The 16,697-nt window shown below is 36.3% G+C and carries 12 protein-coding genes; 2 read left to right on the top strand and 10 right to left on the bottom strand.

Annotation, left to right across the window (positions count from 1 at the left end; translation table 11 throughout):
- Nucleotides 1-91: 91 nt before the first annotated feature.
- Nucleotides 92-2,098 carry an NAD-dependent DNA ligase LigA gene (ligA, locus tag J2786_RS22820; protein ID WP_047433184.1) on the top strand — a complete coding sequence of 669 codons (2,007 nt, stop codon included), beginning with the start codon at nucleotides 92-94 and terminating at the stop codon, nucleotides 2,096-2,098.
- 182 nt (nucleotides 2,099-2,280) lie between these two features.
- Entirely contained in the window at nucleotides 2,281-4,746 is a 2,466-nt protein-coding gene (locus J2786_RS22815; RefSeq protein WP_047433187.1) for a DUF7619 domain-containing protein, read from the top strand.
- 83 nt (nucleotides 4,747-4,829) lie between these two features.
- Here J2786_RS22815 and J2786_RS22810 read toward each other — a convergent pair whose 3' ends face one another.
- The 10 genes from J2786_RS22810 to J2786_RS22770 all read right to left on the bottom strand — a co-directional run bounded on the left by J2786_RS22810 (nucleotide 4,830) and on the right by J2786_RS22770 (nucleotide 16,088).
- A complete protein-coding gene (locus tag J2786_RS22810) occupies nucleotides 4,830-5,315 on the bottom strand; it encodes an STM3941 family protein (protein WP_310022657.1) in 486 nt (161 codons plus the stop codon).
- Nucleotides 5,316-5,318: 3 nt separating this feature from the next.
- Nucleotides 5,319-5,777: a hypothetical protein gene (locus tag J2786_RS22805; protein ID WP_047433191.1), complete on the bottom strand. Its 459-nt coding sequence runs from the start codon at nucleotides 5,775-5,777 to the stop codon at nucleotides 5,319-5,321.
- Between the two features lie 31 nt (nucleotides 5,778-5,808).
- Nucleotides 5,809-7,524 (bottom strand): ATP-binding protein, encoded by a 1,716-nt coding sequence (locus J2786_RS22800; protein ID WP_047433194.1) that lies wholly within the window; start codon nucleotides 7,522-7,524, stop codon nucleotides 5,809-5,811.
- A 5-nt stretch (nucleotides 7,525-7,529) separates the two neighbouring features.
- Nucleotides 7,530-8,639 (bottom strand): histidine kinase, encoded by a 1,110-nt coding sequence (locus J2786_RS22795; protein ID WP_047433197.1) that lies wholly within the window; start codon nucleotides 8,637-8,639, stop codon nucleotides 7,530-7,532.
- A gap of 55 nt (nucleotides 8,640-8,694) precedes the next feature.
- On the bottom strand, nucleotides 8,695-9,780 hold the full coding sequence (locus J2786_RS22790; protein WP_052187059.1) for a porin: 1,086 nt from the start codon (nucleotides 9,778-9,780) through the stop codon (nucleotides 8,695-8,697).
- 68 nt (nucleotides 9,781-9,848) lie between these two features.
- A complete protein-coding gene (locus J2786_RS22785; RefSeq protein ID WP_047433199.1) occupies nucleotides 9,849-10,406 on the bottom strand; it encodes a K(+)-transporting ATPase subunit C in 558 nt (185 codons plus the stop codon).
- A 10-nt stretch (nucleotides 10,407-10,416) separates the two neighbouring features.
- The gene (kdpB, locus tag J2786_RS22780) at nucleotides 10,417-12,456 is read right to left on the bottom strand and encodes a potassium-transporting ATPase subunit KdpB (RefSeq protein WP_047433201.1); all 2,040 of its coding nucleotides are present in this window, start codon (nucleotides 12,454-12,456) and stop codon (nucleotides 10,417-10,419) included.
- A 177-nt stretch (nucleotides 12,457-12,633) separates the two neighbouring features.
- Nucleotides 12,634-14,328: a potassium-transporting ATPase subunit KdpA gene (kdpA, locus tag J2786_RS22775; RefSeq protein ID WP_047433202.1), complete on the bottom strand. Its 1,695-nt coding sequence runs from the start codon at nucleotides 14,326-14,328 to the stop codon at nucleotides 12,634-12,636.
- A gap of 6 nt (nucleotides 14,329-14,334) precedes the next feature.
- Nucleotides 14,335-14,412: a potassium-transporting ATPase subunit F gene (locus J2786_RS23070; protein ID WP_077415921.1), complete on the bottom strand. Its 78-nt coding sequence runs from the start codon at nucleotides 14,410-14,412 to the stop codon at nucleotides 14,335-14,337.
- Nucleotides 14,413-14,765: 353 nt separating this feature from the next.
- Nucleotides 14,766-16,088: a sigma-54-dependent transcriptional regulator gene (locus tag J2786_RS22770; protein WP_047433204.1), complete on the bottom strand. Its 1,323-nt coding sequence runs from the start codon at nucleotides 16,086-16,088 to the stop codon at nucleotides 14,766-14,768.
- Nucleotides 16,089-16,697 lie beyond the last annotated feature (609 nt).

The raw sequence follows: 16,697 nt of genomic DNA, 5'->3' as shown, positions 1-16,697 counted from the left end.
TTACGTATTCTTAATTTTCCCGTACTATTTTATTCTGTTATTTTTTAAATGCAATTACTTTAGTTATTTTTGCTCAAAAGATAGAAAAGCAATGTCTGAAAACATTCAACAAAAGATAGAACAGCTCCGTAAAGAGCTTCACCAGCATAATCACAATTATTATCAACTGGATACTCCCACCATTACGGATTTTGAATTCGATATGCTTCTGGAGGAACTACAGGGTCTGGAGGCAAAATATCCGGAATTTTATGATGAAAATTCTCCTACGGTACGTGTAGGTGGTGGTGTTACTAAGGTTTTCCCTACCATTCAGCATAAATTCAGGATGTATTCTCTGGATAATTCCTATGATTTTGATGATCTGGAAGACTGGGAAAAAAGAATCATCAAAACCATTGAAGATCCCGTAGAGTTTGTTGCTGAGCTGAAGTATGACGGTGCGTCTATTTCTATCCTTTATGAAAACGGAAAGCTTTCACAGGCAGTTACCCGTGGTGACGGTTTCCAGGGTGATGAAATTACCCCGAATGTACGTACCATTTCAGATATTCCTTTGACTTTAAAAGGTGATTTCCCCGCTCATTTTTTTATGCGTGGTGAAATTTATCTGACCCGAAAAAACTTTGATAAAATCAATAAACTCCGCGAAGAAGAAGGACTTGATCCTTTCATGAATCCAAGAAATACTGCCAGCGGAAGTTTGAAAATGCAGGACAGCGCTGAGGTAAGAAAACGCGGACTTTCCTCTGTATTATACCAGTTTATTTCTGATGAAGTTCCTGCGGAAACCCATTGGGAACTGCTTCAGAAAGCTCAGAGCTGGGGCTTCAAAACTTCCCAGCAGGCAAAATTATGTAAAACCATGGCTGAGGTGCAGGAATTTATTACTTTCTGGGATACTGAACGTCATAATCTGCCATTTGAAATAGACGGTATTGTTTTAAAAGTGAATTCTTTACAGCACCAAAGACAGCTTGGATATACGGCCAAATCTCCCCGTTGGGCAATGGCTTATAAGTTTAAAGCAGAAAAAGTAGAGACGGAACTTCAAAGTGTTTCATATCAGGTGGGAAGAACAGGTGCCATTACTCCTGTTGCGAATTTAAAACCTGTTTTACTGGCCGGAACCATCGTAAAAAGAGCTTCTCTTCATAATGAAGATATCATCAAAAAGCTGGATCTTCATGAGCATGATTTCGTTTATGTAGAAAAAGGAGGTGAAATTATTCCGAAAATTGTAGGGGTAAACACGGATAAAAGAACGGAAGAAAGCAGAGAAATTGAATACATCAAACATTGCCCTGAATGTGGTACTGAGCTGGTAAAAATTGAAGATCAGGCTATTCATTTCTGTCCGAACGAGCTTCACTGCCCGCCACAGGTAGTGGGAAGAATGATTCACTATGTCTCCAGAAAAGCCTTGAATATTGATAACCTTGGAAGTGAAACGATTGAACAGCTTTACAGAGAAAGACTGATTGAAAATCCTGCTGACTTCTATGTTTTGACAAAAGAACAGCTTCTTCCACTGGAAAGAATGGCTGAGAAATCTGCTCAGAATATCATCACAGGAATTGAAAAATCCAAAGAAATTCCTTTTGAAAAAGTTTTATATGGAATCGGGATCAAACATGTGGGAGAAACGGTTGCCAAGAAACTGGTCAAAAACTTCCCGACTATTGAAGAATTAAAGAATGCCACGGTAGAAGAGCTTTGTCAGGTAGAAGACATCGGAGCTAAAATTGCAGTGAGCATTGTTGATTTCTTCCAGAATTCTGAAAATGTATTGATGATCGAAAGATTGAAATCTTACGGAGTACAGCTTGAGAAAGGAGAAAGTACGAATGAAGTTTTGTCCAATGTTCTGGAAGGAAAAACATTCCTGTTCACCGGAAAATTATCTTTATTTACCAGAGAATCTGCTGAGGAAATGGTAGAAAAGCATGGCGGAAAAAATATTTCTGCAGTTTCAAAAAACCTCAACTATCTTGTAGTAGGTGAAAAAGCCGGAAGTAAACTAAAAAAAGCTCAGGATATCGGAACAATTACGATTCTGGATGAGCAGCAGTTTCTGGATTTGATTGAAAAGCAATAAAGAATAATGGTTTAATCATTTATATAAGACTGTGAAATCTATCACAGTCTTTTTTATTTTCATTTTTGAAATAAGTGCTTTGAATTCAAACATAAAAAATAATAAAATATTCGTGTAAAAGTTTACATTTGCGTTTGATTTATAATCAAATAATAAAAAACTAAAACCCAATTACCTAAACCATGAAAAAACTCTACTCAGTTATTCTGTTGACTGTATTTTCTATCCTTCAGTCACAGATTGTCAATATTCCGGATGCTAATTTTAAAGCAAAATTATTGTCAGCAGACATTACCAATAGTATCGCTTCAACAAATTCCGGTAATTTTAACATGAAAATTGATACGAATAACAATGGAGAAATTGAAGTATCCGAAGCTTTACAGGTAGGAAGACTACGACTTTATGGTGGAGGAATTTCAGATCTGACAGGAATCTCTGCCTTTGGAAATTTAGGAGAGCTGGATATTTCCGGGAATAATATATCATCCCTAAATCTGAGCTCTAATCCTTTTTTATCAGAATTAAGCTTAGATGCAATGTTTCAACTAACTTCCCTGAATCTTACCAACTGTAACAATCTATACAGGTTTTACTGCAATAATACAGCAATAACTTCATTGGATTTGCAGAATAGACTTTCTTTAAAATATTTGTACATTTTTAATACCCCTTTAACGAATATCAATATTTCCGGATCTTCACATATTGTGGAATTGGATATAGAAAAGACACAACTGACAACATTTGATGCTTCCAATCTGCAGAATATTTTTGTTTTTTACCTGAAGAACAATACTTTGCTTTCATCCATTAACTTTGCAAATTCCAATATGGAGATCATAGATGTCAGCAAAAATAACCTATCAGCTCTCAATATTCAAAATCAAAGCAACCTTCGTGTTGTTTACTGTGAAAACAATCACTTAACAAGCTTAAGTATGCCCGGTTGTCCCGATATGAAAATTATTTATTGCGGATATAATCAGCTCACAAGCCTCAATCTTTCCATATATCCTCTTTTAAATACACTCAACTGCAATAATAATTCAATTCAATCTCTTGATCTATCCCAAAACCCTGAATTTTATAATATCAACTGCAGCTCAAACAATATGAGTTTTCTTAATTTAAAAAACGGTAAAGTTCAGCAAAATAGCGGAACAGGTATCGTTTTTAATCCCAATCTTGTAATTTGCTGTGATTACAATGAACAGGATATGATACAAAGTATAATAGATAGCTCTCCCTATTTTTACTCCACTTATAAAACAACAAATTATTGCTCATTTACTCCGGGCGGAATCTTCTATGTAGTTCAGGGAAATACAAAATATGACAGTAACAATAATGGCTGTGACATCGCTGATCCGGGTAAAGCGTTGCAAAAATTTAATATTACAAGTGGAAATACTTCAGGAAGTTTCATAGGAAATACTTCAGCTAATTATTCAATCCCACTACAGGCAGGAACACATACCCTTACCCCCGTGTTGGAAAACCCTAATTATTTTACAGTCACTCCACCTTCCATAAGCGTCACCTTTCCCAATCAGCCTAGTCCTGTAGCCCAAAATTTCTGTTTGGCAGCTAATGGAGTTCATCATGATTTAGAAGTGATGATTATTCCTGTAACAGCAGCTTCACCTGGTTTTGAATCAAAATATAAAATCATCTATAAAAACAAAGGCACTGCACCTCAGTCGGGAAATATAGTTTTTAATTTCAATAATAACCTGATGAATTATCTGAGTGCAACGACATCTCCAGGCTCTCAATCTAGTGGTATGTTGAACTGGAATTTCACGAATCTTCTCCCTTTTGAAACCAAAGAAATTACTGTAACGCTGAAATTAAATACCCCAACACAGACTCCACCACTCAATGGAGGTGATATTTTACATTATGCAGCACAAATCAATGGCGCTACTGATGAAATGCCTGCTGATAATAACTTCACATTGAACCAAACGGTTGTCAATTCTTTTGACCCGAATGATAAGACTTGTCTTGAAGGAACTACTATTGCACAAACCCAGGTAGGAGATTATGTACATTATCTGATCAGATTTGAAAATACAGGAACCGCAAATGCACAGAATATTGTAGTAAAAGATATTATTGATACTTCTAAATTCGACCTAATAAGTTTAGTCGCCTTGAATGGAAGTCACAATTTTGTAACAAGAATTACCAATCCGAATACCGTAGAATTTATTTTTGAAAATATTCAACTGCCTTTTGATAATGCCAATAACGATGGATATGTATCATTTAAAATCAAAACAAAATCTACCTTAAGTCTTGGTGACAGCTTTAGCAATACTGCAAAAATCTATTTCGATTACAATAACCCGATTGTTACCAATACTTATACAACAAGCGTTCAGAATGTACTGGCAACAGCTGAAATCAATAAAGAAAACTCTATTATTGCTGTTTACCCGAATCCGGTAAGAGATATTTTACATATTCAATCCAAAAATGAAATTGTAAAAGCTGAAATCTATGATGCGGCCGGAAGAATTATCAGTTCATCAAATGTAAAAGGAAACTCCATTCCTGTTTCTGAACTTTCTAAAGGAAACTATATTCTTAAAGTTTTCTTGAAAGACAAAGTAATTGTACAGAAGTTTATTAAGGAGTAAACTCACGAATGTTATAAAAAAAGCTGCGAATAATTTTCGCAGCTTTTTTATTTTCTCCTGATTACTTTTCTTTTAGCTATCTCTTACCTCTTACAAATAATAGCTCTTCTACAATTCAATTCTTCCAACAAAGCATTTGTTTTCACATTCAACAGGTTTGTATTTATAATATTTCCTTTTCTGCCAAAAGGATCATCTTTTATGGCAATACAAATAGACTCATTTGTTTTTATTCCCCGAAATGTTGTATTTGAAATATAAAATGACAAAATATCTTCAAAATTGATCGTTGTAGGTTTTCTCAATAAGTTATAAATTATAATCTGCTTATCAGTAATTGTTAACAATGGCTTTGTCCGAAATAACAGCAGTATTGAATAAACAAATCCAAATGAGAAAAGTAAAAATCCCAGATAAAAAATGATTATTGTTCCTAATCCCTCGTTTTCCAAATCATTATTAAAAAAAATAAAAATGAAAACAGATGAAATAATAAACATTATAAGACTTTTTATCTTATTTGAATAAAAGTGAATCTCATTTACTTTTATTGAGTTCAATTGAATCATACTTTATTTGAAAACGATAATAGTGTATGGATTTTTTTGCCCTGCTTTAGGCAAAATCATCCTGATATGTTCTTTATTCCTGTAGTAATCTACATATGACTCTTTGGTTATAATCTTTCCTTTTTCAGTTTCTTTATATCCGCCTGCCAATATTAGCTTGAGAAACTGATCGTATTCTTTCTTGTCTTTAAACTCAAATTCAATTCTGTCTTCTGATTTTTCTTCTTTGTATTCAAACTTTCCTATTTTTGAGGTATAGTCTGGGGCTTCGTATTCGGTTAAAAGGAAGCTTAAGCCTTCTGTTCTGTCATAAAATCTGAACTTCAGCTGTTTCATTTCCTTTTTAAACTCATCCATTGTGAGTTTATTGAAACCTTTAAGCTGTTCTACTGTGAATGTCTGTGCAGACACGTGAATACTCAGTAAAACTGAAAATAATAAGAACGCTAAAGTTTTTCTCATTGTTATTTTTATCGCAAATATAAAATAATCCTTAAGAAACCGGCAGTCTGAAATAAAATGTACTTCCGTTATTCAGAGAACTCTTCACTCCTATTTCTCCATGTTGCTTTTCAATGAAGTTCTTTGAAATAGCCAAGCCCAAACCTGTTCCATTTTGGTGTTCGCCGGGAACCTGAAAATAACGGTCAAAGATCTGGCGGTGGTATTTTTCATCAATTCCGCTTCCGGTGTCAATAATACTGAACTGAATGAACGAGTTCAGTTTTTCTACCACAATCTTAATATTTTCATCCTGAAAAGAGTGTTTCACCGCATTGGTAAGAAAGTTATTCATCACCCAGACAGTTTTGTCAAAATCAGCAGTTACAGCATCACTTTCTTCCAGAAGATATTCTGTGCTGATGGAAATATTTTTCTGCTCGGCAAGCTTTTCAACATTTTTTACAGCAGTTTGTACGATTTCTTTAGGGGAACATTTCTCTACAGTCAATCTGATATTTCCGGATTCTACCTGAGAAAGATTAAGCAATTCACCTGTGATATCCAATAAGCGCTGTCCATCTTCATTGATGCTTTTCAATAATTCCTGCTGCTGCTCGTTCAGTTCCCCGAACTTTTGGTTTCCAAGAAGCTGCACACCCATCTTGATAGCTGAGATCGGAGTTTTCAGTTCATGGGAAATGGTGGCAATAAAATTGGTTTTGGCAAAATCCAGTTCTTTGAAAGGGGTAATATTTCTCAGTAAGATTACCTTTCCGATATATTTTTTCTCTTTTTCGCCTGTTTTTACAATATTGATGGGAATAATATCCTGTTCAAAATAGTTTTCTTTGTTATCACGAACAATCTTAATCGGATCTTTTACCGGATGGTCAATATTTTTCAGCAGTTCACGCATCAGATCGTTGTTAATAGCCACTTCATGAGCTGTTTTTCCAATAATATCTTCTTTATGGAGGTTGGTGATTTTCAACGCTTCATCATTGATCATATAGATAAAATGATTCTCATCCAGACCAATAACTGCATCATGCATATTATTAACCAGGGTTTCGATACGTTTTTTATCCATCAGCTGCTTGGAAAGTGTACTGCTTTCGTACTCCTGAAGTTTTTCCGCCATACTGTTGAAGGACTCTGCCAGGCTGTTGAATTCTTCACTTCCTTTGAAATGAACTCTCTCGCTGTAGTTTTTATCAGCAATCTGTTTGATACTGAAAGTAAGCTGATTGATAGGCTCTGCAATGGTTTGTGGTAAATTGAAAAGCAGAATAAAAGCAATCAGAAAGCATACGGTTCCTAAACTTACAATCCAGAAAGTAGCATTTTCAGCTGTGATAATAGCGATATCACTCTTTCGTTCAATCCCTTTCATATTCAAAGACATAATCTTTGAAAGATCTTCACGGATGAGTTTTTCTTTATGAATATCCGGTGCTTTCAGATAGCTATTGAAATGAAGGTTCAGATTCTGAGTGGCTTCTTTTTCTCCAAATTCGGTAAGGTTCTTTTCCTGAAGTTTATTGTTTTTTTGAAAATCGGCTACCGCCACAGTACTGTCTGTACTGATATTATCCAGTGCCAGCAGCATATTTTTGGAAAACTCCAGACTGTTGTAATTGGCCGTAAGGATCTTTTCAGTATCAGATTTTAATTTATTGATGTATACAGAACCTATCACTGAAAGCAGAACGATCAGTAAAAATAAAAGGCCGACGCCTAAGGTAAGTTTCGTTTTAAGTTTCATTATTTTTATGATAAAATAATAATATCTATCTGTCTTTCATTCAGCCTGTTCATCAGGGTATAAATCCAGCTGTATCCCAACATTCGCTGCCAGAAACTGGCATGAGGTTTTCCAATGCAGACCGTAGTAATATTGTGGGCAATCACATATTCCAGAATTCCATTATGAACACTACTCTCTTTGATCCTGACTACTTTGGCACCTAATTCCTGTGCTAAATTAAAATTATTAATTAAATACCGCTGTTTATCCAGTGCAATTTTTTCCGGATTTTCAGAAGGTTTCTGAACATATAAAACCGTCCACGGACTGTTATAGTAACTGGCTAATCTTGCCGTTTTACGGATGATTGTTTTGGCAATTTTCTCGTTACTGCTGATGCAGGCCAGGAATTTTATGGGTTTAAAATTTTCGGTTTTGATCTCTGTTTCTACCTTTCTTTCTACATGGGTGGCTACTTCTTTTAAAGCCAGCTCACGAAGCTGCAGAATATGTCCGCTCTGGAAGAAATTACTGAGTGCTGTCTGAATTTTTTCTTTTTTATAAATCTTTCCTTCTTTCAAACGGGTCAGCAGCTCATCAGCGGTAAGGTCAATATTTACTACTTCATCTGCCAGCGCCAGGATTTTATCCGGAACGCGTTCTGTTACTTCTACTCCCGTGATTTTCTTTACCTCCTCATTCAGGCTTTCGATGTGCTGGATATTCATGGCACTGATGACGTTGATTCCGTTATCCAGGATTTCCAGCACATCCTGCCATCTTTTTTTATTTTTGGAACCTTCTACATTGGTATGGGCAAGTTCGTCCACTAACACTACTTCAGGATGTTCATTGATAATGGCTTGCAGATCCATTTCCTCAAGGTTCTTTCCTTTATAAAAAACCGATTTCCTTTCAATTTGAGGAAGACCTTCCACCAGAGCTTCAGTTTCTTCCCGTCCATGCGTTTCAATATACCCGATTTTTACATCAATGCCATTTCGCAAAAGGGAATGAGCTTCCTGAAGCATACGAAAACTCTTTCCTACCCCTGCACTCATCCCGATATAAATTTTGAATTTTCCTTTACGGGATTTTTGAATCAGTTCTAAAAAATCTTTTGCTGATGACATTGATTTTATTCTTTTTAATTTTACTTTAAACACTATTTTTTGTGGCTAAATCGATTTAAAACCAGACCGCTAAACTCGATGTTATAAAGAAATTCCCTTTTCTGAATTCATCATTTTTAGCGAAAATGGCATCTTTGGAAGTAAAACCTCTCGCTTCTGTGCGGAAAACTACATTTTTGAATATTGCATAATCTACATTGAAAGAATATCCGAAAGTTTGAAATCCATTGGACGTTTCTGTATTGATAATCACTCCGTTTTTATCGTTATAATATTCCAGCCGTCCTGCCAGCGCCCATTTATTATCTAATTGATATTTCATTAATACATTTGGGCTGTACCAGATATTATACTGCTCGCTTCCTTTTGACTTCTGCTCAGCTCCGATATCAAATCCTAATACAGCGTAAAACTGATCAGTTATCTGGAAGCTTCCATACAAATCATGGAAATAACGCATCCTTTTGTCTTCTTTTGCTTTATCATTTCCTATGAATGAACTGCTGTTCAGGGTAATTTTATCATTCGGTTTATACGTCAACTGATGTCCGAAAGAAATACTCTGGTTTCCTTCCGGTTTGGCAATACGCTGCCAACCATTCAGCACCAGCCCGCTTAAAAACCATTTTCCGTTATCTGAGGTGTAGGAAATTTTAGCTCCGGTTTCAAAATATGGCGAGTTTTCAGCGGCTAAACTTCTTGTCAGATTCACATTATCTTTTCCTATAGCACTTTCCCAACCGATATGTGAAGGCATGATCCCTGCATCAATCCATAGATTTTTATTCTTTGATATTCTGATTCCTACATTGGCTTCGTTTATATAACGCAAAGCATTTTGCTCGGCAGCCATATTATCCTGAGCATAAGTTCCTGCCATTAAAGCTAGATTAGCACGGATATTTTCACTCTGGTAATTGGCTTTAACCAATCCCAGGTTAAGATTCATTTCATTATGTCTGTTATAGGAGTAAAGAAAATTTTGACGCATATGATTTCCAGGCTCATTAAAATCGTAGGTATAAAAGAGTTCTGCATAAGCGGAAAACGTAACTTTATTTCCTATTTTCAATGAATCTGATGATTGTGCTTTGGTTAAAAACAGCCCTGATAGCACAGCTATAGCTAGATATTTTTTCACTTTTAATTTGGGGATATTAACCATGTCAAGGTTTAAAGCCTTGACATGATTATTGATTATTAAATTTATTATTTTAATTGATCCAAAGCAATGTTAAGCTTCAGAACATTTACTTTTGAGGGTCCGAAAAGTCCTAGTAATGGCTTTTCAGTCTGAGTATTAATTAAGTTTTTGATCTGCTCTTCTGAAAGGTTTCTCACTTTTGCAACTCTTTTTACCTGGTACAAAGCTCCTTCTTCAGAAATATCCGGATCCAGACCGCTTCCACTTGCCGTAACAAGCTCTACAGGGATTTTTGTATTTCCCATTTCAGGGTTTTTCATTTTTAAAGTATCAATTCTTTTCTGAACTGTTTCCAGATAATCTTCATTACTGGGACCTTTGTTGCTCCCGCCGCTTCCTGCCGCATTATAATTAACGGAAGAAGGACGGCCGTGGAAGTATTTTTCAGATTTAAATTCCTGTCCGATATTGGCATAAAACTTCTGTCCTTTATCATAGACAATTTCTCCGTTTCCTTTGTTGGGAAGTATTTTAGAACCTCCATATACAACCCCCAGATAAATACCTGTCACTACCAGCATTACAAGAGTTAATCTGAATGCTGAAACAATATGATTTTTCATTTTTTTAATTTTAATAGAATAAATTGATTACCAGATCAATGATTTTGATTCCGATAAACGGAACGATTACCCCGCCTAAACCATAAATCAAAAGGTTTCTTCTCAATAAGGCACTTGCACCGATCGGTTTATAAGCCACTCCTTTCAACGCCAGCGGAATCAGGAACGGAATGATTATCGCATTGAAAATAACCGCTGATAATATGGCTGTTTCAGGGCTGTGAAGATTCATAATATTCAGCTTCTGAAGGGAAGGAATAAAAGTGATAAAGAGCGCAGGAATAATGGCAAAATATTTCGCTACATCGTTTGCAATACTGAAAGTGGTCAAAGTTCCTCTTGTCATCAGCAGCTGTTTTCCGATTTCCACGATTTCGATCAACTTTGTAGGGTCATTATCTAGGTCTACCATGTTCCCGGCTTCTTTTGCAGCCTGTGTTCCACTGTTCATAGCTACACCTACATCTGCCTGAGCCAATGCCGGAGCATCATTGGTTCCGTCTCCCATCATCGCGACCAGCTTACCTTCCTGCTGTTCCTTTTTGATGTAATTCATCTTATCTTCAGGTTTAGCTTCAGCAATAAAATCATCTACTCCAGCTTTTTCTGCGATAAATTTTGCGGTCAAAGGGTTATCTCCGGTTACCATTACCGTTTTCACTCCCATTTTTCTCAGTCTTTGAAAACGTTCCTGAATTCCGGTTTTAATGATATCCTGCAGTTCAATAACGCCCCATACTTTTTCATTAACGGCAACGACTAAAGGAGTTCCTCCGTTTTCAGAAATTTTGGTTACCGCATCCTGGGTTTCCTGCGGGAAGATATTCCCGGCTTTTTCAGTCAGTTTTTTTATTGTATCATAAGCTCCTTTACGGATTCTTGTTTCGTCAAAATCAATTCCTGAAGTTCTTGTTTCTGCAGTAAAATCGATATATGTAGGATTGGAAACCAATAAATCTTCGGTTTTTAAGGCACTCAGTTCAATGATTGATTTTCCTTCTGGTGTTTCATCGGCTACGGAACTTAGTGCGGAAGCTTTAATAAATTCTTCAAGCTGGATTCCATGAGCAGGATGAAATTGAGTTGCTTTTCTGTTTCCGATGGTAATTGTTCCTGTTTTATCTAGCAAAAGAACATCAATATCTCCTGCTGTTTCTACGGCTTTACCACTTTTGGTAATAACATTCGCTCTCAAAGCCCTGTCCATCCCCGCAATCCCGATTGCAGAAAGCAGACCACCGATGGTTGTCGGAATAAGACAAACGAAAAGAGATATAAATGCCGCTATGGTAATCGGAGTCTGCGCATAGTCTGCAAAAGGCTTTAAAGTGAGGGTAACAATGATAAATGTAAGGGTAAATCCTGCCAGAAGTATGGTTAATGCGATTTCGTTAGGTGTTTTCTGTCTTGAAGCTCCTTCTACAAGGGCAATCATTTTATCCAAGAAGGATTCTCCCGGTTTTGTGGTTACTTTTACTTTAATTCTGTCTGAAAGAACTTTTGTACCTCCTGTTACAGAACTTTTGTCTCCTCCGGCTTCACGGATGACAGGTGCACTTTCTCCGGTAATAGCAGATTCATCAATAGTAGCAAGACCTTCAATAATCTCTCCATCCATCGGAATCTGATCTCCGGCTTCGCAAAGGAAAATATCACCTAAGGTCATTTCAGCAGACATCTTCAGCCTTGTTTCTACCTGAAATCCCGGCTTGTTATCAAGTACCAGTTTAGCCGGAGTTTCTTCCCTTGTTTTTCTAAGGGTATCAGCCTGTGCTTTTCCTCTTGCTTCCGCTATAGCTTCTGCAAAATTGGCAAACAAAACGGTGAAAAATAAAATAATAAATACTAAAAAGTTATAGGAAAAGCTTCCCTGGGTTTTATCACCGGTAAGGCTGAACATGCTTACGATAAACATAACAATGGTTCCGATTTCCACCAGAAACATTACCGGATTTTTAAACATAATTTTCGGATTCAGTTTTACGAAGGACTGTTTTATCGCTTCGTTGACCAAATCTCTTTGAAATAATGTTTGTGACTGATTTTTCATTTTTTTGAAAGAGTTTATATCATTGTAAATCAATAGTAACCATCAAGGTTCGCCAGATCATGAGGATAGATATGGATAATATTAAGTGAACGTTTCAGTAAGTTGTCAGACTAGCTTCCTAACTTTTCGGCTTCCTTAATGGTTGATTATTGATTCTAATTTTTAATGTTCACATTTTTATTTTGAGAAATACTGAATCTGCTCTGCAATAGGGCCTAATGTCAATGCAGGGAAGAATGACAATGCTGCAATCAGTAAAATCACTGCCAGAGTCATAAATCCGAAAGTAGCTGTATCCGTTTTCAGTGTTCCGGAACTTTCCGGGATATATTTTTTCTGTGCGAGTAGTCCTGCAATAGCAACAGGGCCTATAATCGGGATGAATCTTGATAATAGAAGCACAATTCCCGTTGAAATATTCCACCAAGGTGTATTATCTCCAAGTCCTTCAAATCCGGATCCGTTATTGGCTGCAGAAGAAGTAAACTCATACAGCATCTCACTGAAACCATGGAAACCTGGGTTATTCAATGTTTTTGCTCCGAATTCCGGTAAATAAGCCGTTAAAGCTGTTCCTGCAAGAATTAAGAAAGGGTGGAATAAAGCGACAATCATAGCAATCTTCATTTCCTTAGCTTCAATCTTTTTACCCATAAATTCCGGAGTTCGTCCAACCATCAGACCACTGATAAACACTGCCAGAATGATAAAGATAAAATAGTTCAGAATTCCGACTCCACAACCTCCGTAGAAGCAATTGATCATCATGGCAAGCAGCTCATTCATTCCTGAAAGCGGCATTGTACTGTCATGCATAGAATTCACAGATCCCGTAGAAATAACTGTAGTGGCAATACTCCAATAACCGGATGAAGCACTTCCGAAGCGTATTTCTTTCCCTTCCATAGCTCCAAGCCTGTTATCTGTTCCCATTTGTGTAATCAGAGGATTTCCAGCCGTTTCATTCACAACATTCGGAATGGTAAGCGCCAGGAAACCAACTGTCATTACGGTAAAGATCACCCATGAAAGTTTTCTTTTATTCAGATAAAAACCCAGTGCAAATACCAATGCAAACGGAATGATCATCTGAGTTACCATTTCTGTAATATTGGTCATATAATTAGGATTTTCAAGCGGATGTGCTGAGTTCGCCCCAAAAAATCCTCCACCATTAGTTCCTAAGTGTTTGATTGCAACAAACGCAGATACAGGTCCTCTGGAAACATCAGCCTTCTGACCTCCCAATGTGATGATATGGTCTTTTCCTTCAAAAGTCATCGGACTTCCGTTGATAGAAAGAATTAAAGCAACAATTACACTGATTGGAACCAGGATTCTTATCATTGATTTTGTGAAAAAATCGTAGAAATTACCTAATTCTGTGTTTGTTTTTTCTTTAAAAGCTTTAAAAAGGACCGCCATTGCTGCCATCCCTGTTGCTGCCGTGACAAACTGCAAAAACATCAGATAAAGCTGGCTCAGGTAGCTTACTCCTGTTTCTCCCGAATAGTGCTGTAGATTACAGTTTACTAAGAACGAAATGGTCGTATTAAAAGCCAGATCGGGTGACATATTCGGGTTTCCGTCAGGATTTAAAGGAAGCCAGGCCTGATTCATTAAAAGAAAGAAACCTATGATGAACCATATAAGGTTGATCGCCAGCATGGCGTACATATTCTGCTTCCAATTCATCTGACGGGCAGGATTAATTCCCGAAACTTTATAAATTAACTTTTCAATGGGTTCAAAAACCGGATCCAGAAAAGTTTTTTTGTATCCATAAACATTAGCTATGTATTTTCCTAAAAAAATTCCGATAACTAACGTGACAGCAAACATTGCTATAATGCCTAAAATTTCTGTATTCATGATTGTTTAAAATTTTTCCGGTTTAATTAAAACATAACAGATATACACAAAGGCAAGTATTGAGAGGAAAAATAAACTCCACATAATTTATATTCTATCAAAAAATTCAACTGATTTACATAAAAGCCAAAACAACACTGCAAAAAGCAGGATTAAACTTATAAGCATCATATATTAATCATTAGGGTTAAAAGAGTCAGTAATACGTACGATACAATCAGCAGACTAAAAGTAGAATGCTCCCGTTTTTTAAACGTTTTTCTTGAAATTGTCATTTTTAAATATTTTATTCATAGACTATATGCCAAAAGAAAGTCCATTTTTAAAAACAAACATATAAACAACTGAATTACAGATTATTAAATCAAACAATCAAACCATATAAAAACAGAAAAGCCTATCAAAATGATAGGCTCTTTATTAAAATGATAATCGGTTTATTTCAATCCGTATTCTTCCAGTTTACGGTATAGCGTGGCAATGCCAATCTCAAGTAATCTGGCTGCTTCCGCTTTATTTCCTTTTGTATATTGCAATACTTTCTGAATATGTATCTTTTCCAGGGAACGGATGCTCAGCGAATCACTTTCCAGAACTGTTTTTTCAGAATAATGAGGAAGGCTGTCGGCATCAAGGATATTATTATCCATCAAAATTAAACTTCGTTCCACGGCATTTCTCAATTCACGAATATTTCCCTTCCAGTCGTTTTTTTCCAATACTTTATAATAATCCGGAGTTACCTGAATTGAAGACAAATGAAGTTTATGAGAAAAAAGATCAATAAAATTCTTAGCCAGTGCTTTTAAATCTTCTTTTCTTTCTCTTAATGCCGGAAGTGTAATCTCAAATACATTCAGTCTGAAATAGAGATCTTCTCTGAAATTCCCTTGTTTTATTTCTTCTTCCAAATCTCTGTTAGTCGCTGCGATTAATCTGAAATCAGATTTTGAAACTTTCGTCTCACCCATTTTGATAAATTCTCTGGTTTCCAAAACTCTAAGCAGCTTCGCCTGAAGTTCTATCGGCATCTCACCAATTTCATCCAGAAATAAAGTACCACCGTTAGCTTCTTCAATTAGTCCCTTTTTATCCTTCATAGCACCGGTAAAGGCTCCTTGTTTATGGCCAAAAAGTTCACTTTCCAGAATCTCTTTACTGAATGCCGAGCAGTTGATCGCTACAAAGCTGTTTTTCTTTCGGCCACTCCCTTCATGAATCGCACTGGCAAAAACTTCTTTACCCGTGCCTGTTTCCCCTGTAAGAAGCACAGCAGCATCCGTTAAGGCAACTTTTTCAGCCAATTTCTTGGCCTGTAAAATTAAAGGGGACTTGCCTATGATCTGGTCAAACCCTTTCGTCACAGGGTGCTGTACAACTCTTGATTTATTATCTTTAACTTTATCAAGAGCCTTATACACCAATGGGATAATTTTTTCATTATCATCACCTTTCACCAAATAATCATACGCTCCATTTTTCATAGCCTGTACCGCATCCGTAATATTTCCAAATGCCGTCATCAGGATAATTTCAATTTGAGGATATTTATTCTTGATAGACTTCACAAGCTCTACTCCAAAAGCATCAGGCAGGCGCACATCGCTTAGAACAACATCAAATTCATATTGCTCCATCATTGTCATTGCTGAACGTGCTGTGGAAGCTTCTTTTACATTAAAATTCTCTTGGGAAAGGATCATTCCTAGTAATTTAAGGAGTTTGATCTCATCATCGATGATCAGAATATTTCCTGACATTATAATTATTTTTGGAAAACTAGTACAAACTTATTGAATTTATTCGAGTAAAATGGGGTAATAGAAGGAAATAGTTTTGTGCATAGTTTGATGGTGATTAATAGGTGATGGTTAATTCGGGTTGCGAGTTCCGGGGTTGGTAAGGGATGATCAGTCGATGTTTGTAAATTCCTATAGAATGGATGATGTCCCAATAGATTTTCATTTCCTTTGTGTCATTCCGTAGGAATCAAGATTTATGTATGACAGGTTTAAGGGCTGTAAGATCACAGGATAATGTTTACGTATTTTAGCACTTAGTACAGTTGGTATTAGCCCTGTCATGCTGAGCGGAGTCGAAGCATTTTAATTAATAGGAATAGATCAGCAAAGATACTAAAGACGGTAATCTAGGAAGGAACATGAACGATAAGTGATAAGTGATGAATGATAATTGATGATTGCTTACTACGTCACATCTATTATCTATTATCTATTATCTATTATCTATTGCTCATTACCCATTACTCATAAACCTGAGCTGGGTATAAAGCAAAAAAAAATCCTTTATCGTTATGATAAAGGATTTTTAAAAATAAAATAAAAACTGGCGGCGGCCTACTCTCCCGC

Source organism: Chryseobacterium vietnamense (assembly GCF_031454475.1).
Lineage (GTDB): Bacteria > Bacteroidota > Bacteroidia > Flavobacteriales > Weeksellaceae > Chryseobacterium > Chryseobacterium vietnamense.
The sequence above is the reverse complement of the archived record's forward strand: the minus strand, read 5'-3'. Positions and strand labels throughout refer to the sequence as shown.

Coding starts and splice junctions, on each gene's coding strand:
- ligA (WP_047433184.1), top strand. CDS start 92: ATGTCTGAAAACATTCAACAAAAGATAGAACAGCTCCGTAAAGAGCTT.
- J2786_RS22815 (WP_047433187.1), top strand. CDS start 2,281: ATGAAAAAACTCTACTCAGTTATTCTGTTGACTGTATTTTCTATCCTT.
- J2786_RS22810 (WP_310022657.1), bottom strand. CDS start 5,315: ATGATTCAATTGAACTCAATAAAAGTAAATGAGATTCACTTTTATTCA.
- J2786_RS22805 (WP_047433191.1), bottom strand. CDS start 5,777: ATGAGAAAAACTTTAGCGTTCTTATTATTTTCAGTTTTACTGAGTATT.
- J2786_RS22800 (WP_047433194.1), bottom strand. CDS start 7,524: ATGAAACTTAAAACGAAACTTACCTTAGGCGTCGGCCTTTTATTTTTA.
- J2786_RS22795 (WP_047433197.1), bottom strand. CDS start 8,639: ATGTCATCAGCAAAAGATTTTTTAGAACTGATTCAAAAATCCCGTAAA.
- J2786_RS22785 (WP_047433199.1), bottom strand. CDS start 10,406: ATGAAAAATCATATTGTTTCAGCATTCAGATTAACTCTTGTAATGCTG.
- kdpB (WP_047433201.1), bottom strand. CDS start 12,456: ATGAAAAATCAGTCACAAACATTATTTCAAAGAGATTTGGTCAACGAA.
- kdpA (WP_047433202.1), bottom strand. CDS start 14,328: ATGAATACAGAAATTTTAGGCATTATAGCAATGTTTGCTGTCACGTTA.
- J2786_RS23070 (WP_077415921.1), bottom strand. CDS start 14,412: ATGTGGAGTTTATTTTTCCTCTCAATACTTGCCTTTGTGTATATCTGT.
- J2786_RS22770 (WP_047433204.1), bottom strand. CDS start 16,088: ATGTCAGGAAATATTCTGATCATCGATGATGAGATCAAACTCCTTAAA.